The organism is Lentzea indica, assembly GCF_012184385.1.
GTDB classification, from domain to species: domain Bacteria; phylum Actinomycetota; class Actinomycetes; order Mycobacteriales; family Pseudonocardiaceae; genus Lentzea; species Lentzea indica.
In genome coordinates this window covers 1-19,743 of record NZ_VSRL01000164.1, presented here as the reverse complement: position 1 = coordinate 19,743, position 19,743 = coordinate 1, and the positions used below count along the sequence as shown (strand labels likewise).

Sequence of the window (19,743 nt, the reverse complement as noted above, 5' to 3'; positions counted from 1 at the left end):
TCATCGCGAGCCGGTCCGGTCTGTCGTTCAACGACTTCCTGATCCACCTGGCGCCGTTCATCGTCGTGCTGATGATCGTGTTCGTGGTCGTGTGCCGGTGGTTGTTCCGCGACGCCTTCCACTACGACCCGGACCGGGTGGCCGAGGTGATGGCACTGTCCGAACGGGAGGCCATCAGGGATCGGAAGTTGTTGTGGCAGAGCCTGCTCGTGCTCGCGCTGGTGCTGGCCGGGTTCGTCTCGCACACCGCCCTGCACCTGGAACCGTCGGTGATCGCGTTGCTGGGCGCCGGCCTGCTGGTGCTGATCTCGAAGATCACCACCGAGGACGCGATCGCCGACGTGGAGTGGGAGACCCTCGTCTTCTTCATGGGGCTGTTCGTCATGGTGGGCGCCCTGGTGAAGACCGGAGTGATCGGGCAGGTGTCGGAGAACCTCGCCGACGCGGTCGGCGGCGAGCCGCTGCTGGCCGTCATGGCGTTGCTGTTCGGTTCCGCGATCCTGTCCGCCATCGTGGACAACATCCCGTACGTGGCCACGATGTCACCGATCGTGGGCGACCTGGTCACGGACCTGGGCGGCACCCCGCAGGCCGAGTCGCTGTGGTGGTCGCTCGCACTCGGCGCGGACCTGGGCGGCAACGCCACGGCGGTGGGCGCGAGCGCGAACGTCGTGGTGCTGGGTCTGGCGGCGCGCAACGGCACGCCGATCAGCTTCTGGCGGTTCACCCGCTACGGGCTCGTCGTCGCCGCCTTGTCCGTGGTGCTCGCGGCGCCGTATCTGTGGCTGCGCTACTTCGTGCTCGCTTAGGCTCTGCCGGTGATCACTGGCTGGCGGCACCCGGCCCGCCTCGTCGTCCTCGCGTTCCTGGCGGCCACCGCCGCGGGGACCGCGCTGCTGATGCTGCCTGTGGCCGCGGAGTCCGGCCAGGCGACCGGCCTGATGACCGCGCTGTTCGCCGCGGTCTCCGGCATCTCCGGCACGGGATTGGCGGTGGTCGACTTCGCGTCGCACTGGTCGGTGTTCGGCGAGGTCGTCATGCTGCTGCTGTTCCAGATCGGCGGCTTGGGCATCATGACGCTCGCGTCGGTGCTGGCGTTGCTGATCTCGCACCGGCTCGGCCTGCACCTGCAGCTCACGGTCAAGACCGAGACCAACACGCTGAACCTCGGACAGGTCCGCCGGGTCGTCCTGGGCGTCGTGCTGATCAGCCTGGTGGTGGAGGCGGTCGGCGCCGTCGCGCTGTTTCTGCGGTTCTGGCTCGGGTACGGCGAGTCGTTCGGGCGGGCGCTGTACTCGGGCGTGTTCCACTCCATGTCGGCGTTCAACAGCGTTGGCCTGGCGCTCTACCCGGACAGCCTGATGCGGTACGCGACGGATCCGTGGGTGTGCCTGCCGATCGCGGCGGTGGCGGTGACCGGCGGGCTGGGTTTTCCGGTGCTGTTCGAGTTCCTGCGCCGCAACCGCAGGCGCTGGTCTCTGCACACCAAGATCACCGTGCCCGTGTATCTGGGGCTGATGGCGTTCGGAGCCCTGGTCGTGCTCGTCGTCGAATGGGGCAGGGCGGGCACCCTCGGCCCGTACGGCGTCGGCGACAAACTGCTGATCGGGCTGTTCCACGGTGTCATGCCGGGTACCTCCGGGTTCAACACCGTCGACATCGCTCAGCTGCAACCGGCGACGCTGCTGGTCAACGACGTGCTGATGTTCATCGGCGGTGGCAGCGCGGGCACGACCGGCGGCATCAGGGTCACCACGTTCGCGTTGCTGGCGTTCGTGCTGATGGCCGAGGTTCGCGCCGAGCCCAGCGTGCACGCCATGGGCCGGCGGCTGGGTGCGGAGGTGCAGCGCCAGGCCGTGACGGTCGCGTTGCTCGGTGTCGGCGTGGTGATGGCCGCGACGCTGATCCTGCTCGCGACCACTCCGTTCCGGCTCGACGACGTGCTGTTCGAGACCACGTCGGCGTTCGGCGGGGTCGGGATGTCGACCGGCATCACGCCCAAGCTGCCGATGACGGGCCAGCTGGTCATCATCGTGCTGATGTTCATCGGCCGCGTCGGCCCGATCACCCTGGTGTCGGCGCTCGCGTTGCGTGAACGCAGGCGACGCTACGAACTACCCGAGGAGCGACCCATTGTCGGATAGGCATGCATCCCGCGTCGTCGTGATCGGACTGGGCCGCTTCGGCAGCTCGCTCGCCCTCGAACTCGTCGCCCACGGCACCGAGGTCATGGCGATCGACTCGGACCCGAAACTCGTCCAGCGGCACGCCGACCACCTCACCCACGCCGCCGTCGCCGACAGCACCGACGCCGAGGTCATGCGGCAGCTGGGCGTCGACGAGTTCCAGCGCGCCGTGGTCGGCATCGGCACCGACCTCGAGGCCAGCATCCTGACCACGGCGGTCCTGGTGGACTTCGGCATCCCGACGATCTGGGCCAAGGCGATCAGCCACGAACACCGCCGCATCCTCGAACGCATCGGCGCCCACCGCGTCGTGCTGCCCGAACACGAGATGGGCGAGCGCGTCGCCCACCTCGTCACCGGCCGCATGCTCGACTTCATCGAGTTCGAGGACGACTACGCGATGATCAAGGCCCGGCCGCCGGAGGAGGCGATCGGGCAGCCGCTCGGTCAGAGCAAGCTGCGCTCGAAGTACGGCGTCACCGTCGTGGGCGTCAAACGCGCCGGCGAGGGCTTCACCTACGCCACGGCTGACACGGTGGTCAATCGCGGCGACGTGCTGATCGTCGCCGGGAAGACCGCGGAGGTCGAACGGCTGGCGGACCTGACGTGATCTGACCGAACACCATCCTCCACGGCCTGACACCGGCCCTGACACAGGCGCAGTTGACGGTGTCAGGGCCGTGACAGTCGTGTGTCCGGCCCGTCGGCGAATGTGGTTGCAACAACCACAAAGGCCGACAACCAAGGAGACACGACATGTCCACGTTCACCACGCCGAACCCGATCACCGCCACCGTGACCACCGCGGGCGCCCGTGTGCGGATCACCGCGACGGGGCGGACGGACACGGTAGTGCGCGTCGAGCCCGTCAACAGCGCGAACTCGAAGGACGTGAAGGTCGCCGAGAAGACCAAGGTCGACTTCGCCGACGGCGTGCTGGCCGTCAAGACGACCAAGTCGGGTGACCAGAACGGCTCTGTCGCCATCACGATCGAGCTGCCGGCCGGATCCGGGTTGATCCTGAACACGGCGTGGACGGAGGTGCAGGCGGACGGCGTCCTCGGCGACTGCGAGGTCAACATCGGGTCGGGGCAGGTCCAGCTCGACCGCGTGGCCGGACTGCGGGGCAACCTCGGGACGGGTGGGCTCGCGGTCGGGCACGTCGCCGGGGACGCTCTCATCGAGGGCAGTTCGGCCGGGGTGCGGATCGGTGAGGTCGAGGGTGTCGTCAGGTACCAGGGCACGAGCGGAAAGGTCTGGATCGGCCACGCCTGTTCCGACGTCGACCTGGGCGGTTCGAGCGGCAGCTTCGACATCGGCCGGGCCGACGGCAGCGTCATCGCCAAGGCGGCCGACTGCCCGATCCGGATCGGGCAGGTCACGCGCGGCCAGGTGGAGCTGATGAACGCCTCCGGTGGCATCGAGATCGGTGTCAGCGAGGGCACCTCCGCCGAGGTGGACGCGAAGAGCACGAAGGGGCTGGTGCGGAGTTCTCTCACCGCACACGACAACGCGGACAACTCGCTCAAGGTCTACGCCCGCACGCGGCTCGACGACATCGTCTTGCACCCCGCGGTCTGAAACCACGACCGGAGTGGCGCCGGTGCGGCGTCACTCCGGTCTCCCGGATGGCAGGATCGACCGGGTGCAGATCAGGATCCTTGGGCCGTTCGAGGTTCGCGCGGACGACGGCACCGTCGCCGACGTGCCGGGCGCACGGCTGCGTGGGCTGTTGGCCGCCCTCGCGCTCAATGCGGGCCAGGTGGTCCCGAAGTCGGCGCTCGTCGACTGGATCTGGGGTGAGAATCCGCCTGCCGATGCGGTGAACGCCTTGCAGCGCTTGGTTTCCCGGTTGCGCAAGGCGCTTCCGCTCGTGGTGGTCGAGGGGTTGACGGACGGCTACCGCCTGGCGGTGGACCCGGACGCCGTCGACGCGGTGCGGTTCGAAGGCTCGGTGCCCAGGCGCGCAACGACCAGGGTCCGCTGCGGGTGCAGCGGCTGCGCAACGCTCTGGAATTGTGGTGTGGTCCCGCCATGCAGGACATCGGCCTGCAGGACAGCGAGGCGTTCGACGCGGCGGCCACCCGGCTCGACGGATTGCGCCTGACAACGATGGAAGACAGGTTCGACACCGAGATCAGCCTCGGTCACGGCGCGGACCTGGTCACGGAACTGACCGACCTGGTGGCCGCGCATCCGGTGCGCGAAAAGCTCGTCGCCGCGTTGATGCGCGCACTGGTCGCCGCGGGCCGTAACAGCGAGGCGCTGCAGGCATTTCAGCGCACGAGAGAAGCGCTCGCCGACGAGCTGGGCGTCGACCCTTCACCGGAACTGTCCGCGTTGCACGTCGCACTGCTGCGCGGCGAAGTGGGGCAGCAGAAGGAGAACCGCAAGACCAACCTGCGTGCCGAGCTGACCAGCTACGTCGGCAAGGACACCGACGTCGCCGCGGTTCGCGAGCTCGTCGCCGACCACCGGCTGACCACCCTGACCGGCCCCGGCGGCTCGGGAAAGACAAGGCTGGCAACGGAAACCGCCCGCACACTGCTCGGTGACCTGCCGGACGGGGCGTGGCTGGTGGAACTCGCGGCCATCGGCACAGATGGAGACGTGGCTCAGGCGACGTTGTCCGGGCTCGGCCTGCGGGACGCACTGCTCGGTGAGGCGTCGAACCTGGAACCGGCGGACCGGCTGGTCGCCGCGATCCGCGACCGGGAAACGCTGCTGGTCCTGGACAACTGCGAGCACGTGATCGAGTCCGCGGCCACGCTCGCCCATCGGCTGCTCGGCGAGTGCCCACGGCTACGGATCCTCGCGACGAGCAGGGAACCTCTCGGTATCACCGGCGAAGCGCTGTGGCCCGTCGAACCGCTTGCCCTGCCGGAGGCCGTCCAGCTGCTGATCGACCGCGCGGTCGCGGTGCGCAAGGACCTCACCGTCGACGCCCGGACGTTGGAGCGTGTGTGCAAGGCGCTGGACGGGATGCCGCTCGCGATCGAGCTGGCCGCGGCCAGGTTGCGCACCATGTCCATCGACCAGCTGGCCGACCGGCTGGACGACAGGTTCCGGTTGCTGACCGGTGGGAGCCGTACCGCGTTGCCCCGGCACCGGACGTTGCGCGCGATGGTCGACTGGAGCTGGGAGCTGCTGGACGACGCCGAACGGGTGGTGCTGCGCAGGCTGTCGGTGTTCGCCGGCGGGGCGAGCCTGGAGGCGGCCGAGCGTGTCTGCGCGGGTGACCTTGTTGACGAGTACGACGTCATCGAGCTGCTCACCGCGTTGACCGAGAAGTCACTGCTGGTCGCGGCCGGCGATGGCACACCGCGCTACCGGATGCTCGGCACGATCAAGGAGTACGGCGCCCAGCGACTCGCGGAGGCGGGGGAGTCGGACCTGGCGCGGCAGGCGCATCTCGCCTGGTTCACCGAGCTCGCCGAGACGGCGGATCCGCATCTTCGCCGCACCGAGCAACTGGAATGGCTCGCCACGCTCAAGGCAGATCACGACAACATCGGCGCGGCGATGCGGGGAGCGCTCGCCGCCGGTGAGGCGCACGCGGCGATGCGACTCGCCGCGGCCGCGGGCTGGTACTGGTGGCTCATCGGCCGCAAGGCCGAGGGCATGGAACTGATCACCGCCGCTATCAACACCCCCGGCGAGGTGCCCGACGAGATCCGGGCGGTGGTGTACGCCCTCACCTCGATGTTCGTCACCACCGGGCCTGGCGACGCGTCCGAAGCCGCGGAGTGGGTCCACAAGGCCTACGAGTTCGGTCAACGCAGCCGCCACTACCACCCTGCGCTGAGGCTGGTCGTCCCGCTGGAACGGTTGCTGCGCGAGCCGGACGCCGTGCTGCCCGTGTGGGAGTTGCTGCTCGACGACGAGGATCCGTGGGTGCGTGCGCTGTCCCGGCTGCACATCGGCAAGATGCGGATCATGCTCGGCCAGGGCGAGGACGCCGACGCCTGCTTCGAGGAGTCGCTGGTCGAGTTCCGGGTGCTCGGTGAGCGGTTCGGGACCTCCTTCGCGCAGACCGAGCTGGCGGATCGCCTCGCCCTGCGCGGCGAGTTCACCGAGGCGTGCGAGCACTTCGACCAAGCGATCGCGGTCGTCACCGAACTCGACGCTGTCGACGACGTCGTGCAGTTTCGGGTACGCCAGGCCCGGCTGTACTGGCTCATGGGGGAGAAGGACGCCAGCGCGGCTGCCGTGGCCGAGGCGGAACGCCGTGCCGAGGGGATCACCTGGCCGGGCACGCTGGCCGCCCTCGCGCTGGCGAAGGCCGAGCTCGCCCGGTGGAACGGCAACGCAGAGGACGCGTTCGACCAACTCGGTATCGCGGTGAAGTTGCTCGGCGACGAAGCGCTGCAACCGCACATCCGCGCGACGACCCATGACCTGCACGCCTACTTCGCCGACGATCTCGGGCAGGCGCGCGAGCACCGAGCTGCGGCCTGTCAGGCAGCGGCCGAGACGGGGTACGCACCCGTGATCGCCCAGATGGTCGTTGGCGTCGCGGACCTGGCACTGCGTCACGAACAGCACGAGCAGGCCGCACGGCTGCTGGCGGCGAGCGCGAGCGTGCTCGGCCTGACGGACCGGTCCAACCCGGACGTGTCCCGGATCGAGCAGGCGACACGAAGCCGCCTCGGTGACGCGGCGTTCGACGAGGCGGCCCGGGAGGGTGCGGAGACGAACCGGGACGAGCTGGTCGCGGTGACGTTGGCTTCCTGACACCGCTCTCCGGCCGTGTCAGCGCCATGACAGTCCCGTGTCTGGCCTCTCGGTGATCGTGGTGGCACCACACCACCACGAGGGGAAATCCGATGAGTCAGACGGCCTCCGTCCCGCAGGGCCTGCCGATGGACCGCGACGCGGGACCGTTCGACCCGCCCAGCCAGATCACCCGGCTGCGCGAGACCCGTCCAGTCAGCCCGATGGTCTTCCCTGACGGCCACGTGGGCTGGCTGATCACCGGCTACGACGCGGTGCGCCAGGTCATGGCGGACACCAGGTTCAGCAACCGCCAGGACATCGGCGTGATCCACGTGCCGTACGAGACCCCCGGCATGCCCGCCGCCGCCGAACCGTCCCCGCAGACGCCAGGGCTGTTCATCAGCATGGACCCGCCGGACCACACCCGGTTGCGGCGCAAGCTCACCGGCGCGTTCACCGTCAAGCGGATGAAGCAGCTCGAAGAGGGCATCATCGCGATCACCGAGCAGCAGCTGGACGAACTGGCGAAGCTCACCCCGCCGGTCGACCTGGTGAAGGAGTTCGCGCTTCCGGTGCCGTCGCTGGTGATCTGCGAACTGCTCGGCGTCCCCTACGCGGACCGGGAGACCTTCCAGTCGAACTCCTCGAAGTTCATGGAAAGGGACGTCACGCTCGAGGACAAGATGGCCGCGATCGGTGCCATGTTCGGCTACCTCGCCGAACTGGTCACGAGCAAGCGCGCCAACCCCGGCGAGGACATCCTCTCCGACCTGGCCCGCGACGAGGACCTCACCATCGAGGAACTGTCCGGTATGGCGTTCCTGCTGCTGCTCGCAGGCCACGAGACCACCGCGAACATGCTGGCGCTGGGCACGTTCGCCTTGCTGGAGCACCCCGCACAGCTCGCCGAGCTGCGCGACAACCCGGACCTGCTGCCCGACGCCGTCGAGGAGCTGATGCGCTACCTGTCCGTGGCCGACATCTTCTTCCGCTACGCCACGGAGGACCTCGAGCTCGGCGGCGAGACGATCCCCGCCGGCTCGACCGTCGTCGTCTCGCTGCTGGCCGCCAACCGCGACCCGCAACGGTTCGAGAACCCCGACGTGTTGGACGTGCACCGCAAGGTCCGTGGACAGGTGGCCTTCGGGCACGGCATCCATCAGTGCCTCGGCCAGCAGCTGGCCCGCATCGAGATGCGCGCCGGGTTCGAGGGACTGCTGCGCCGCTTCCCGACCCTCCAGCTCGCCATCCCGGCCGGTGAAGTGAAGCTGCGGACCAACATGCACATCTACGGCGTCCACGAACTCCCGGTCACCTGGGCCTGATTCACCGTCCACTTAGGAGAAACCGATGAACTCGCCTTGGGCCGGCATGCTGCCCGTCGACGACACCGAGCTGTACGTGCGTGACGCCGGCGGCCCCGGCCGCCCCGTCGTCTACCTCAACGGCGCCTACGCCGACCAGAAGCACTGGAAGCGCGTCATCGCCGAACTCGGCACCGACTACCGCCACATCACCTACGACGAACGCGCCCGCGGCAAGTCCAAACGCTCCAACGACTACTCGTTCGACGGGGCTCTGCGAGACCTGGACGCCGTCCTCAAGGCGAGGGGCGTCGAGCAACCGCCACTGCTGGTCGGCTGGTCCTTCGGAGGCATCCTCGCCTGGCACTGGACCGACCGGCACCCGGACCGCGTCGCGGGGGCGGTGATCGTCGACGCCTTCCCGCTCGGCCTGACCGGCGAGGCCGGCCGCGAGCGGATCCGGAAGACGTTCCGCAGCTACCGGTTGCTACTGCCGATCGCCGCGCGGCTCGGCCTGGGCGCCCGCATGAGCGCCGACCAGCACGCCGACATCAACATCGAGCTCAACGAGATCGCCGCCGCCAGCGTGCCCGTCCTGGGCCGCCTGACCCGCCCGGTGCGGTTCGTCCTCGCCACGGGCGACAGCCTCGGCAGCGAGGCGGGGGAGATGGAGGAGGGCAGGAAGGTGCTCGACGAGGTGCTGGCCGCCAACCCGAACATCAAGCTGAGCGCGAAGGTCGCGAGCAACCACAGCAAGATCCTGCGCAACGACTCCCCGGCCGTCGCGCGGGCCGTCCGTGAACTGGCCGTCACCCAAGGCCACACAGCTGGCTGAGCGGCAGGTACCCGGCACCGCCGAGCACGGTGTGAGAGGACTGTGAGGCCGCTATGAGCGGCCTGTGACCAGGGAAGTTCATCGTCGCTCCATGCCCGCAAGGTCATCGGAGTGAGAGGTCCCCGGCCATGATGCGTTGGATCGTCGGGTCGAGCCAGAGGTACCGCCGTCTCGTCCTGGCGGTCGCGGTCGCCCTCATCGCGCTCGGCTTCGTGCAGCTGCGCAACAGCAACTTCGAGGCGCTGCCGGAGTTCGGGCCGGTGCGGGTGGACGTTCAGGTGGAGGCGCTCGGGCTCTCCGCCGAGGAGGTCGAGAACCTCATCACGAACCCCATCGAGAACGAGTTCTTCAACGGGATCCCGTGGCTCGCGAAGCTGGAGTCGCGCACCGTTCCCGGTCTCACGTCGATGGAGATGACGTTCGAGCCGGGCACGGATCCCATCCGCGCACGGCAGGTCGTGCAGGAACGCCTCACCATGTCGACCGCGCTGCCGCAGGCGTCGTCCAAGCCGCCGCTGGTGGTGCAGCCGCTGTCGTCCACCGGGCGGCTGATGATGGTCGGGCTGTCGTCCAAGGACAAGTCGCTGATCGACATGTCGCTGCTGTCCCGCTGGACGGTCGTGCCGCGACTGCTCAGCGTGCCCGGCGTGGCGAACGTCGCCGTCTGGGGCTTCCGCGACCGGCAGCTGCAGGTGCAGGTCGATCCGTCGCAGCTCGCGAAGAACGCCGTGACGCTGGACCAGGTGCTGCGCACCTCGGCCAACGCGTTGTGGGTGTCGCCGCTGACGTTCGTCGAGGCGTCCACGCCTGGTCTGGGTGGCTTCGTGGACACGAAGAACCAGCGCATCGAGATCCAGCACAACCAGCCGATCAAGACGGCCACCGAGCTCGGCAAGGTGACGATCCAGGGTGCTGAGGACCGCGGTCTGAAGCTCGCCGACGTCGCCACGATCACCGAGGACCACCAGATCCTCATCGGCGACGCGGTCGTCAACGACCAGCCGAACCTGATGCTCGTCGTCGAACGGTTCCCCGGCAGCAGCGTCTCCGAGGTCACCAAGAACGTCGAGGCCGCGCTGAACGAGCTGCGTCCCGGCCTGCCCGGCGTGCAGATGGACACGACGATCTACCGGCCGGCGTCGTTCATCGACAGGATGAAGGACAACCTGGCCACGACCCTGCTGATCAGCGGCCTCCTGCTGCTGCTCGTGCTCGGCGCGTTCCTGTTCCACTGGCGCAGCGCGCTCGTCAGCCTGGTCACCGTGGCGGCTTCGGTCGCGACGACGGTGCTCGTGTTGTCCTGGTTCGGGATACCGCTGAACATGATGACCCTGGCAGGCCTGGTGATGGCGCTCGCCGTGGTGATCGACGACGCCGTGGTCGGCGTGGAGAACGTGCGTCAACGCCTGAGGGAGCGCCCAGAGACGTCAACAGGGACTTCCACCGTCGACCTGATCGGTGCGGCGATCATCGAGGTGCGCGGGCCGTTGTTCGTCGCGGCGGTCATCACCGCGGTGTCGGTCGTGCCGCTGCTCGTGCTCGACGGCGTCAGGGGCGCGTTCCTCACGCCGGTGGCGGTCGCGTTCCTGGTCGCGACGGCGGTGTCGCTGCTCTGCGCTCTGATCGTCGCTCCCGTGCTGGCCACGATCCTGCTGTCGAAGGAGTCGTTGGCGCACAAGCCGTCCCCGCTCGCGGCACGGCTGGAAAGCGGTTACGCCAGGCTGTTGTCCACCTTCGTGCGCTTCCGCCCTGCGGGGTACGCGCTCGGTTTGGTGCTGGTGATCGCGACCGCGGCCATGCTGCCGCTGCTCGTCTCGCCACCGCTGTCGCCGACGCTGCAGGAACGCGACGTGCTGATCAAGTGGGAGGCCGCGCCGGGCGCGTCGCGCCAGGAGATGAACCGGATCACCTCGGCGCTCACCGCCGAGCTGCGCGCTACCGGCGGCGTCCGCAACGCAGGCGCGCACACCGGCCGTGCGCTGGCGTCCGACCAGATCGCCAACATCAACTCCGGTGAGGTCTGGGTCAGCATGCGCCCCGAGGCCCACTACGAAAGCACCTTGAACGCGGTGCGCGGGATCGTGGCGGGCTACCCCGGCATCCGCAGTGACGTGCTCACCTACTCCGACCGCCAGGTCCGCGACGTCCTCAGCCGCGGCACGTCCGCCGACCTCGTCGTGCGCGTCTACGGCCAGGACTACGGCGTGCTGACCGAGAAGGCGAACGAGGTGCTCGGCATCATCAAGGGTGTCGAGGGCGTCGCCGACCCGCGGATCAACTCCACCGAGGTCCAGCCGACCATGGAGATCGAGGTCTCCGTGGAGCGCGCGGCGAAGTACGGCCTCAAGCCCGGCGACGTCCGCAGGCAGTCCGCGACGCTGGTCGCGGCGACGGTGGCCGGCAACCTGTTCGACGACCAGAAGATCTTCGAGGTCGTGGTCTGGGGCAAGCCGGAGCTGCGCCAGAACCCCCACGCCGTCAAGAACCTGATGATCGACGCGCCGACCGGCGGGCAGGACGGCGGTCCCACCCAGGTGAAGCTGAGCGACGTCGCGGACGTCCGGGTCTCGCCGAAGCCGGCGATGATCACGCACGACCAGGTGTCGCGCAGCATGGACGTCGTCGCCAACGTCCGCGGCCGGTCGCTGGACGACGTCACGGCCGCCGTGTCCGAACGCGTCAAGGGCCTGAGCTTCCCGCGTGAACACCACCTCGAGGTGCTCGGCGAGAGCCAGGCCAGGTCGGCGACGGACTTCCGCGTCTGGACCTACATCGTGGGCGCGGCGATCCTGATCTACTTCCTGCTCCAGGCAGGCCTGCGCAGCTGGCGGTTGGCGACGCTCGCGTTCGTGCTGCTGCCGGTATCGCTGTCGGGCGGTGTGCTGGCCGCCGTGCTGGACCGCAACTCGATGTCCGTGGCCGCGTTGCTGGGCCTGCTCGCCGTGCTGGCCGTGGCCGTGCGCACCAGCCTGCTGCAGATCGCGCACCTGCAACGACTCGAAGCAACCAGTCCCGACCTGGTCGTACAGGGCATGCGCGAACGGTTCACCCCGGCCGTGACGGGCCTGCTGGCGACCGCCCTCGTGCTCGTGCCGTTCGTGATCTACGGCGCCGTGACCGGACTCGAGATCCTCGCACCGCTCGCGCTGGTGGTGGTGGGCGGCCTGATCACCACCGCGCTGGTGAACCTGTTCATCATGCCCGGTCTCCACCCCCAGTTCGCCGCGAAGGAGAAGACAGCCGAGATGGAGAAGACACATGTCTAGCCAACGATGGGCCGCGGCGGCCCTGATCGTCCTCGGCCTGGGAGCGGCTGGATGCACCGCGACCCCCGCGGCCAGCGACGTCCCGCAGGAGAAGCCGGCCAAGGTGGAGTCGATCCAGGGCAAGAGCGTGAAGAGCGTGACGCTGACCGAACAGGCGGTGAAGCGCGTCGGCGTGGAGACGACCACGGTCGCCACGGCCGACACCGGGACGGTCGTGCCGTACCAGGCAGTCCTCTACACACCGGACGGCAACACCTGGGTCTACGCCGTCACCGGGCCGCGCCAGTACGCACGCGAGCAGGTCACCATCGCGAACGTCGGCGGCAACGCGGGCACCGACGCGTTCCTGTCCGCCGGTCCCGCGGCGGGCACCACGATCGTCAAGACAGGCCTCATCGAGCTGTACGGAGCCGAACTCGGCGTCGGGAAGTAGCCAACCATGATGCGCTGGATCATCGGTACGAGCCTGAAACTCAAGTTCCTCGTGGTCGTCGGTGCGTCGATGATGATGTTCTTCGGCATCCTGCAGATCAAGGACATGTCCATCGACGCGTTCCCCGAGTTCGCGCCGCCGCGCGTGGAAATCCAGACCATCTGCATCGGACTGTCCGCAAAGGACGTCGAAGAGCTCGTTTCGGTGCCGATGGAACAGGGGCTCAACGGCATCGAGGGACTGACCGCGATGCGGTCGAAGTCCGTGTCCCAGCTGTCGTCGATCGTGATGATCTTCGAGCAGGGCACCGACCTGATGAAGGCGAGGCTGCTGATCCAGGAACGCGTCAACGCGATCACACCACGGTTGCCGCGGTGGGCGAACCCGCCGTTCATGATCCAGCCGTTGTCGTCGACCAGCCGCGCCATGAAGATTGGCATATCGCAGGCGGACAAGTCCGACCAGGCCCACATCGACATGGCGCTGCTGACCTACTGGACGCTGCGGCCACGGCTGATGCGCGTGCCAGGCGTGGCGAACGCGGCGATCTGGGGCGACCGGTGGCACGTGAAGCAGGCGCTGGTCGACCCGGACCTGATGAACAAGCACAACGTCACCATGCAACAGGTGCTCGAGTCCACGGGCGACGCGGTCGACGTCGGGCAGCTGAAGTTCAAGGGCGGCTTCGAGATCGGCACCGGCGGGTACGTCGACACGGCCAACAACCGGTTCCCGGTGCAGCACCAGCTTCCGCAGCTGTCCGGGCAGCAGCTGGCCGAGATCCCCATCAACACCGCGCCGGGCAGGCCGAAGGTCTATCTGAAGGACGTCGCCGAGATCCGCGACGACGTCATGCCGCCGTCACTGCTCACCGGCGACGCCGTCATCAACGACGGTCTCGGCATCATGGTCATCATCGAGAAGTTGCCATGGGCCAACACGTTGGAGGTCACGCGCGGCGTCGAGCAGGTGATCAAGGACTTCCAGCCGGGCATGGTGGGCCTGCAGGTCGACACCGAAATCTTCCGGCCGGCGACGTTCATCGAGACGTCGGTGAACAACCTGGGCCGCGCGATGCTGCTCGGCTTCGGCCTGGTCGTGCTGATCCTGATCTTCTTCCTGTTCGAGTGGCGGGTGGCGTTGATCAGCGCGATCACGATCCCGTTGTCCCTGGTGGCCGCGGGGCTGGTGCTGAACGCCACCGGGGCGACGATCAACGTGATGATCCTGGCAGGCCTGGTCATTGCGCTCGGTGTCCTGGTGGACGATGCGATCATCGACATCGAGAACATCGTGCGCCGAATACGCCAGCATCGACGCGAGGGCAGTGACAGGTCCACCGCGTCGATCATCCTGGAGGCCTCGATCGAGGTCCGCGGCCCGATCGTGCACGCGACGCTGATCATCCTGGCGTCGACGGCACCGGTGTTCCTCCTCACCGGACTGACGGGCGCGTTCTTCCGCCCGCTGGCGTTCGCGTACGGGTTGTCGATCCTGGCGTCACTGCTGGTGGCGTTGACGGTGATCCCCGCACTGGCGCTGATCATGCTGCGCAACGCGCCGATCGAACACCGCGAGTCGCCGTTGGTGCGGTGGCTGCAACGCGGCTACACGGCGTTGCTGGCGCGGATCGTGCCGAGGCCCGGCGTGGCGTACTCGAGCGTGGCCGTGGTGATGGTCGCGGGCATCGCGATCGTGCCGTTCCTCGGCCAGAACCTGTTCCCGGCGTTCAAGGAACGCGACTTCCTGATGCACTGGGTCGCCCAGCCGGGCACCTCCCGCGAGGAGATGGTCCGCATCACCCAGCAGGCCAGCAAGGAGCTGCGCGCGATTCCGGGTGTGCGCAACTTCGGCGCGCACATCGGCCAGGGCACGCTCGCCGACGAGGTCGTCGGCATGAACTTCACCGAGAACTGGATCAGCATCGACAAGGACGTCGACTACGCGAAAACCGTTGCCGCCGTTCAGAAAGTTGTCGACGGTTATCCGGGTCTGCAACGTGACGTGCAGACGTACCTGAAGGAACGGACGAAGGAGGTGCTGACCGGGTCCAGCGACGCGATCACGATCCGCATCTACGGCGACGACCTCGACGGCATCCGGCAGAAGGCCAACGAGGTGAAGGAGCTGATGGCCGGGATCGACGGCATCATCGAGGAACACGTGACGCTGCAGACGAACATCCCTCAGGTGGCCGTGGAGGTCGATCTGCAGAAGGCGTCGCAGTACGGGATCTCGCCCGGTGAGGTGCGGCGGACGGCGTCGGCGTTCATCTCCTCCGAGGAGGCCGGCGACATCTGGCGCAACGGCAAGAACACCGAGGTGCACGTGTGGTCGCAGCCCAAGGCCCGGTACAGCGTGGAGTCGGTGCGCCAGTTGCTGATGGACGCGCCGGACGGCCGGAAGGTGCCGATCGGTGACCTCGCCTCGGTGAAGATCGTGTCCGCGCCGAACCAGATCCTGCGGGAGAACGGGTCGCGCCGGATCGACGTGGGCGCCAACGTGGCCGAGGGTGCCGCGCTCGGCGACGTGGCGGGCGAGGTCGAGCGGCGGCTGGCTCAGGTGAGCATGCCCGCCGGGTTCCACGCCGAGCTGCTGGGCGAGTACAAGGAGGCCACCGCGGCGCAGAACCGGTTGCTGCTCTTCGCCGGCGGGGCGTTGATCGCGATCCTGCTGATCCTGGTGACCGCGTTCGGCAGCTGGCGGCTGGCCGTGCTGGTGCTGCTGACGTTGCCGATGGCACTGGTCGGTGGCGTGCTCGGGGCGTGGATGACCGGTGGTCTCCTGTCGCTCGGGTCGCTGGTCGGGTTCTTCACGGTGCTCGGCATCGCGGCCCGCAACGGGATCCTGATGATCAATCATTTCCAGCACCTGGAACGGGAGGAAGGTGAGCCGTTCGGCCGGGACCTCGTGCTGCGCGGTGCCCGTGAGCGTCTCGCGCCGATCCTCATGACCTCACTGGCCGCCGGTCTCGCCCTGGTACCGCTGGCCATCGCGGGCGACCTGCCGGGTCACGAGATCGAGCATCCGATGGCGATCGTCATCATCGGCGGGTTGTTCACGTCGACACTGCTGAACCTGTTCGTGACGCCGTCGCTGTACCTGCGGTTCGCAGGGCCACGACGCTCCAAGGCGGACCCCGAACCCGAGCCCGCACCCGTGCCGGCCTAGCGGAAATGCCGTGAAGGGGCCTTCGTCCACGAGGTGGATGAAGGCCCCTTCATTGCGCTCAGGCGGTGTTCTGGAGGCGGCGGCGGACCGCGTAGACCGCGATCCCCAGCAGAATCGGCACGATCAGTGCGATGGGCAGAGCGCCACCGGCGCTGAGCGTGCGCCGTCCTGCCACCTCGACGTGGATGGGCGGGCTGACGGACAACGACTCGGAACCGTCGGGCAGCACGACGGCGTACACGTTGAACACCCCGGCGTTCACGGCCTGGACGTCCCACGACACCTCGGCGCGCTCCCCCGGACCCAGCGGCGGCAGGGACTGCGTCGGCGCGGCCGTCCAGTCCTCCAGGTCCACGTACACGTCGTTCAACGAAGCCACGTTCAGGTGCGCGATCAGCTTCCCTGTCGGCGACGGCCCGGTGTTGGTGACCGTCGATCTGATGTTCAGGTACTGACCGACGGTGCCGGTGATGCGGGACTCCGACACCGTCACCTCGACGGTCGCCGACGCCGTGGCGGGGAACAGCGCCAGTACCAGAGCGGCGAGCAGCAGTCTCATCCCGAACCAACCCCTCCCGTGAGCCGGACGATGCGCGGCCCCAACACGATCAGCGCCACGGCGGTGGCCACCACGGCCACAACCGGTGAGATCAGGTACGACAGGTCCTGGGTCCACGTGTGTCCCTTGAGCAGGACCAGTCCGATGTAGTGCATCCCGGCCGTCACCGGGTTGATCCGCACCAGCAGGTCACCCACCGACGACGTCGGCATCGCGGGCAACTGCGTGGGCGCGAACAAGGCGAGCAACAGGAACAACGACGCGGCGAGGCTCACCTTGTTGGTCGAGGCCCTGGCACTGATCAGCAGGCCGACCGCGGCCATCGACAGCGCCAGCAGGGTCCCGACGACCAGGCCGAGCAGCAGTGCCTCACCCACCACCGCGACGCCGTTGCCCAGCACCCACAGGTACGGAACCGCGACCACGAAGACCATGCCCCACAACGACATCGCGGCCACCAGCTTGCCCAGCACGATCGAGCCGCGGGACACCGGCGTCAGCAGCAGGCTTTCGAGGGTGCCCCGCTCGCGTTCGCCGCTGATCGCGTCCGCGGCGACGACCAGCGTCAGCAACACCCCGACCGCGACGGCGATCTGCAGCACGAGGTTCACCGACTCCCGCTGTTCCAGGAAGTTCAGGATCTGGTTGGTGGCGGCCAGGTAGGTCACCGCGCTCAGCAGCAGGGCGTAGGCGAACGTCAGCACCGGGCCGCGGCCGCTCAGCCACAGGTCGCGGCACTCCTGCCCGGCGATGATCCGCGCGCTCACGACGTGCCTCCGCGCGTCATCGCCAGGAAGGCGTCGCTCAGCCGCGCGCCGTCGACCTCGAACGACAGCAGGGTGATCCCGGCGTCGAGCACGGCGGACACCAGGTTGTTCATGCCGTCCGCCGACGTGACCGTCACGACGTCCTTCGACACCTCGACCGACACACCAGGCAGGCGCTGCAGCACCTCGGACGCCCGCGCCACCTGGTCCGGCGGGACACGCAGGCGGCCGGACTGGCGGCTCGCGGCTTCCGTGCTCGTCACCTCCGCCACGCTGCCGGACACCACCACCTTGCCCTCGTTCATGATCAGCACCGCGGAACACACCTGCTCGACCTCGGGCAGCGTGTGCGTCGACAGCACCACGGTCGTGCCGCGCGCCTCGGCGATCGTCCGCACCAGGGTGAGAATCTCCCGCTGTCCGGCGGGATCCAGGCCCAGTGTCGGCTCGTCGAGGAACATCACGGAAGGGTTGTTCACCAGGGCCCGCGCGATGCCGAGACGTTGCCGCATACCGCGGCTGTAGGTGGCGATCCTGGTCTGCGCGCGGTCTGCCAGCCCCACCTGAGCGAGCAGGCGCACGGCGGTCTGCCTGGCCTCGTCACGGGACAACCCGAAGAGCCTCCCGTGGTACATCAGGTATTCCAATCCCGTCTGGTGCGGGGGATAGCCCGCGCTCTCCGGCAGCACGCCGATCCGCGCGCGGATGTCCGCGGGCCGGGACGACGGCACGCCCGCGACGGCGAAGTCGCCGCCGGTCGGTGCCAGGACGGTCGAGAGCATCCGGATGGTCGTGGTCTTTCCCGCCCCGTTGGGGCCGAGAAGACCAATCACCTCTCCCTCGTGCACGGTGAAGCTCACTGAGTCGACAGCCGTCCGGGAACCGAACCACTTGGACAACTCGCGAGCTTCGAGGGTCACGCCTGGCATGGCATCTCCTCTCCATTCGGAGCAATTGCCATAAGGAGACCTGATGGAGATGAGAGAACGATGAGAACGCCACTCATAGTTGAGCCGAATGGGCTTCAACCTGCAGTGATGGCACGCGCGCTGCCAGTCACTCACACCAATGGAGCAACACGAAGTGTCTTGCTCGACCGATTCTCTAAGGGGGGAGGAACGCAAGAAGGGGGCGCAGTGGATTTTCGCCTGCTTGGCGCAGTGGAGGCTTGGGAACAGAAGCTGCAACTTGATCTCGGCCCGCGCAAACAACGTTTCGCATTCGCAATACTGGCGTTGCACGCGAACCAGCTCGTGCCCGTGGAGCGGTTGGTGGACCTGACGTGGCCGTCGCAGCCGCCGCGCACCGCGCAGCACGCGATCCACGTCCGGGTGTCGGGGCTGCGCCGGGCGATCGCCGACGCGACCTCCGGCCAGAACGGCGCGAACATCATCACCCGTGGCTCGGCCTACATGCTGAAGGTCAACCCGCTGTCCATCGACGTGCACCGGTTCCGCGCGGTGGTCACGGGCGCCAGGCAGGAGAACGACGACTTGGTCAAGGTGTCGCTGTTGCGGCACGCGCTGTCGATGTGGCACGGTCCACCGCTCGCAGACGTGACCACGCCGGACGCCGCCGCCGTGCTGTGCCAGGGACTCGAAGAGTCGCGGCTGGCCGCGCTGGAGGAGTGCCTGGACGCCGAGCTGCGGCTCGGCAGGCACGCCGCGGTGGTCGACGAACTGACGACCTCGTGGCGCAACACCCGCACCGGCAACGGTTTCAGGCGCTGCTGATGCTGGCGCTGTACCGCTGCGGCCGGGTGACCGACGCACTCGACGCCTACCGCGCGGCCCGCGTCCGGCTCGCCGACGAACAGGCGCTCGAACCCGAGTCACGGCTGAGCCACCTGCAGCACGCGATCCTGTGCGCCGACCCGGCACTCGACGCGCCACTCGTGTGGCATCCCCCGAAAACGCAGCTGCCACACGAGATCTGGTCCTTCGCGCGCACCGACCCGTTGTCCGACGAGGTGGCCGTGGAGGTGCGCGACCTGTCGAAGTGCTACGGCACCTCATGGGCCGTGGACGGCATCAGCTTCACCGCACGCAAAGGCGAGGTGCTCGGCCTGCTCGGCCCGAACGGCGCCGGCAAGACCACGACCCTGCGCATGCTGTCCACTGTGGTCACTCCGACCCGTGGCCAGATCTCCGTCGGCGGCGTGCCGGGCACGCTGCACAACGAGATCCGCAAGCTCATCGGCGTGCTGCCGGAGAACGCCGGATATCCCAGCCATCAAACGGGTTTGGAGCTGCTGACCTACCACGGAAGACTCTTCGGCCTGACCCGCACGGAGGCACGCGAACGCGCTGCCCGGTTGCTCGGCCAGGTCGGGCTCGGCAACAGCGGCGGGGACCGCATCGCCACCTACAGCCGTGGCATGCGGCAACGCCTTGGCATCGCACGGGCTTTGGTGAACAACCCGGCCGTCGTGCTGCTCGACGAGCCCACGACCGGCCTGGATCCACCCGGTCAGCGGGACGTCCTCACGCTGGTGCGAACGATTGCC

At 68.3% G+C, this 19,743-nt stretch carries 13 protein-coding genes and 2 pseudogenes; 12 read left to right on the top strand and 3 right to left on the bottom strand.

Translation table 11 applies throughout. From position 1 onward, the window contains the following. The 10 genes and pseudogenes from FXN61_RS33285 to FXN61_RS33240 all read left to right on the top strand — a co-directional run. Positions 1 to 809: ArsB/NhaD family transporter (locus FXN61_RS33285; RefSeq protein WP_281360759.1), on the top strand; the 809-nt coding region annotated here is incomplete at its 5' end. A 9-nt stretch (positions 810 to 818) separates the two neighbouring features. Continuing rightward, on the top strand, positions 819 to 2,144 hold the full coding sequence (locus tag FXN61_RS33280) for a TrkH family potassium uptake protein (RefSeq protein ID WP_312878173.1): 1,326 nt from the start codon (positions 819 to 821) through the stop codon (positions 2,142 to 2,144). A gap of 19 nt (positions 2,145 to 2,163) precedes the next feature. Then, positions 2,164 to 2,796 carry a potassium channel family protein gene (locus tag FXN61_RS33275; protein ID WP_312878172.1) on the top strand — a complete coding sequence of 211 codons (633 nt, stop codon included), beginning with the start codon at positions 2,164 to 2,166 and terminating at the stop codon, positions 2,794 to 2,796. Positions 2,797 to 2,942: 146 nt separating this feature from the next. Continuing rightward, on the top strand, positions 2,943 to 3,767 hold the full coding sequence (locus FXN61_RS33270) for a DUF4097 family beta strand repeat-containing protein (RefSeq protein ID WP_167977929.1): 825 nt from the start codon (positions 2,943 to 2,945) through the stop codon (positions 3,765 to 3,767). Between the two features lie 64 nt (positions 3,768 to 3,831). Continuing rightward, positions 3,832 to 6,920, top strand: a pseudogene (locus FXN61_RS33265) (AfsR/SARP family transcriptional regulator). 92 nt (positions 6,921 to 7,012) lie between these two features. After that, positions 7,013 to 8,227, top strand: a complete 1,215-nt coding sequence (locus FXN61_RS33260) for a cytochrome P450 (protein ID WP_167977928.1) — start codon at positions 7,013 to 7,015, stop codon at positions 8,225 to 8,227. A 25-nt stretch (positions 8,228 to 8,252) separates the two neighbouring features. Beyond that, positions 8,253 to 9,041 carry an alpha/beta fold hydrolase gene (locus tag FXN61_RS33255; protein ID WP_223165694.1) on the top strand — a complete coding sequence of 263 codons (789 nt, stop codon included), beginning with the start codon at positions 8,253 to 8,255 and terminating at the stop codon, positions 9,039 to 9,041. A gap of 128 nt (positions 9,042 to 9,169) precedes the next feature. Then, positions 9,170 to 12,307: an efflux RND transporter permease subunit gene (locus tag FXN61_RS33250; RefSeq protein ID WP_167977927.1), complete on the top strand. Its 3,138-nt coding sequence runs from the start codon at positions 9,170 to 9,172 to the stop codon at positions 12,305 to 12,307. Further along, complete coding sequence (locus tag FXN61_RS33245; protein WP_167977926.1) at positions 12,300 to 12,740, top strand: hypothetical protein; 441 nt, start codon at positions 12,300 to 12,302, stop codon at positions 12,738 to 12,740. The genes FXN61_RS33250 and FXN61_RS33245 overlap by 8 nt, the downstream gene beginning before the upstream one ends. 6 nt (positions 12,741 to 12,746) lie before the next feature. After that, a complete protein-coding gene (locus tag FXN61_RS33240) occupies positions 12,747 to 15,911 on the top strand; it encodes an efflux RND transporter permease subunit (protein ID WP_167977925.1) in 3,165 nt (1,054 codons plus the stop codon). A gap of 58 nt (positions 15,912 to 15,969) precedes the next feature. Here FXN61_RS33240 and FXN61_RS33235 read toward each other — a convergent pair whose 3' ends face one another. The 3 genes from FXN61_RS33235 to FXN61_RS33225 are packed head-to-tail and all read right to left on the bottom strand — an operon-like array spanning position 15,970 to position 18,166. Then, positions 15,970 to 16,470: a COG1361 family protein gene (locus FXN61_RS33235; protein WP_167977924.1), complete on the bottom strand. Its 501-nt coding sequence runs from the start codon at positions 16,468 to 16,470 to the stop codon at positions 15,970 to 15,972. Further along, positions 16,467 to 17,237, bottom strand: a complete 771-nt coding sequence (locus tag FXN61_RS33230) for an ABC transporter permease (protein ID WP_167977923.1) — start codon at positions 17,235 to 17,237, stop codon at positions 16,467 to 16,469. The genes FXN61_RS33235 and FXN61_RS33230 overlap by 4 nt, the downstream gene beginning before the upstream one ends. After that, positions 17,234 to 18,166, bottom strand: coding sequence for an ABC transporter ATP-binding protein (locus FXN61_RS33225; protein WP_167977922.1), 933 nt, complete (start codon positions 18,164 to 18,166; stop codon positions 17,234 to 17,236). Before FXN61_RS33225 ends, FXN61_RS33230 begins: the two co-directional genes overlap by 4 nt. 60 nt (positions 18,167 to 18,226) lie before the next feature. On the opposite strand from FXN61_RS33225, the pseudogene FXN61_RS55820 reads away from it, so the two are divergent. Both FXN61_RS55820 and FXN61_RS33215 read left to right on the top strand, forming a co-directional pair. Next, positions 18,227 to 19,041, top strand: a pseudogene (locus FXN61_RS55820) (AfsR/SARP family transcriptional regulator); the annotation flags it as partial. Positions 19,042 to 19,131: 90 nt separating this feature from the next. Beyond that, positions 19,132 to 19,743, top strand: a 612-nt coding sequence (locus tag FXN61_RS33215) for an ABC transporter ATP-binding protein (RefSeq protein ID WP_376770781.1), incomplete at its 3' end; no start/stop codon positions are given.

Coding starts and splice junctions, on each gene's coding strand:
- FXN61_RS33260 (WP_167977928.1), top strand. CDS start 7,013: ATGAGTCAGACGGCCTCCGTCCCGCAGGGCCTGCCGATGGACCGCGAC.
- FXN61_RS33255 (WP_223165694.1), top strand. CDS start 8,253: ATGAACTCGCCTTGGGCCGGCATGCTGCCCGTCGACGACACCGAGCTG.
- FXN61_RS33250 (WP_167977927.1), top strand. CDS start 9,170: ATGATGCGTTGGATCGTCGGGTCGAGCCAGAGGTACCGCCGTCTCGTC.
- FXN61_RS33240 (WP_167977925.1), top strand. CDS start 12,747: ATGATGCGCTGGATCATCGGTACGAGCCTGAAACTCAAGTTCCTCGTG.
- FXN61_RS33235 (WP_167977924.1), bottom strand. CDS start 16,470: ATGAGACTGCTGCTCGCCGCTCTGGTACTGGCGCTGTTCCCCGCCACG.
- FXN61_RS33225 (WP_167977922.1), bottom strand. CDS start 18,166: ATGCCAGGCGTGACCCTCGAAGCTCGCGAGTTGTCCAAGTGGTTCGGT.
- FXN61_RS33270 (WP_167977929.1), top strand. CDS start 2,943: ATGTCCACGTTCACCACGCCGAACCCGATCACCGCCACCGTGACCACC.
- FXN61_RS33245 (WP_167977926.1), top strand. CDS start 12,300: ATGTCTAGCCAACGATGGGCCGCGGCGGCCCTGATCGTCCTCGGCCTG.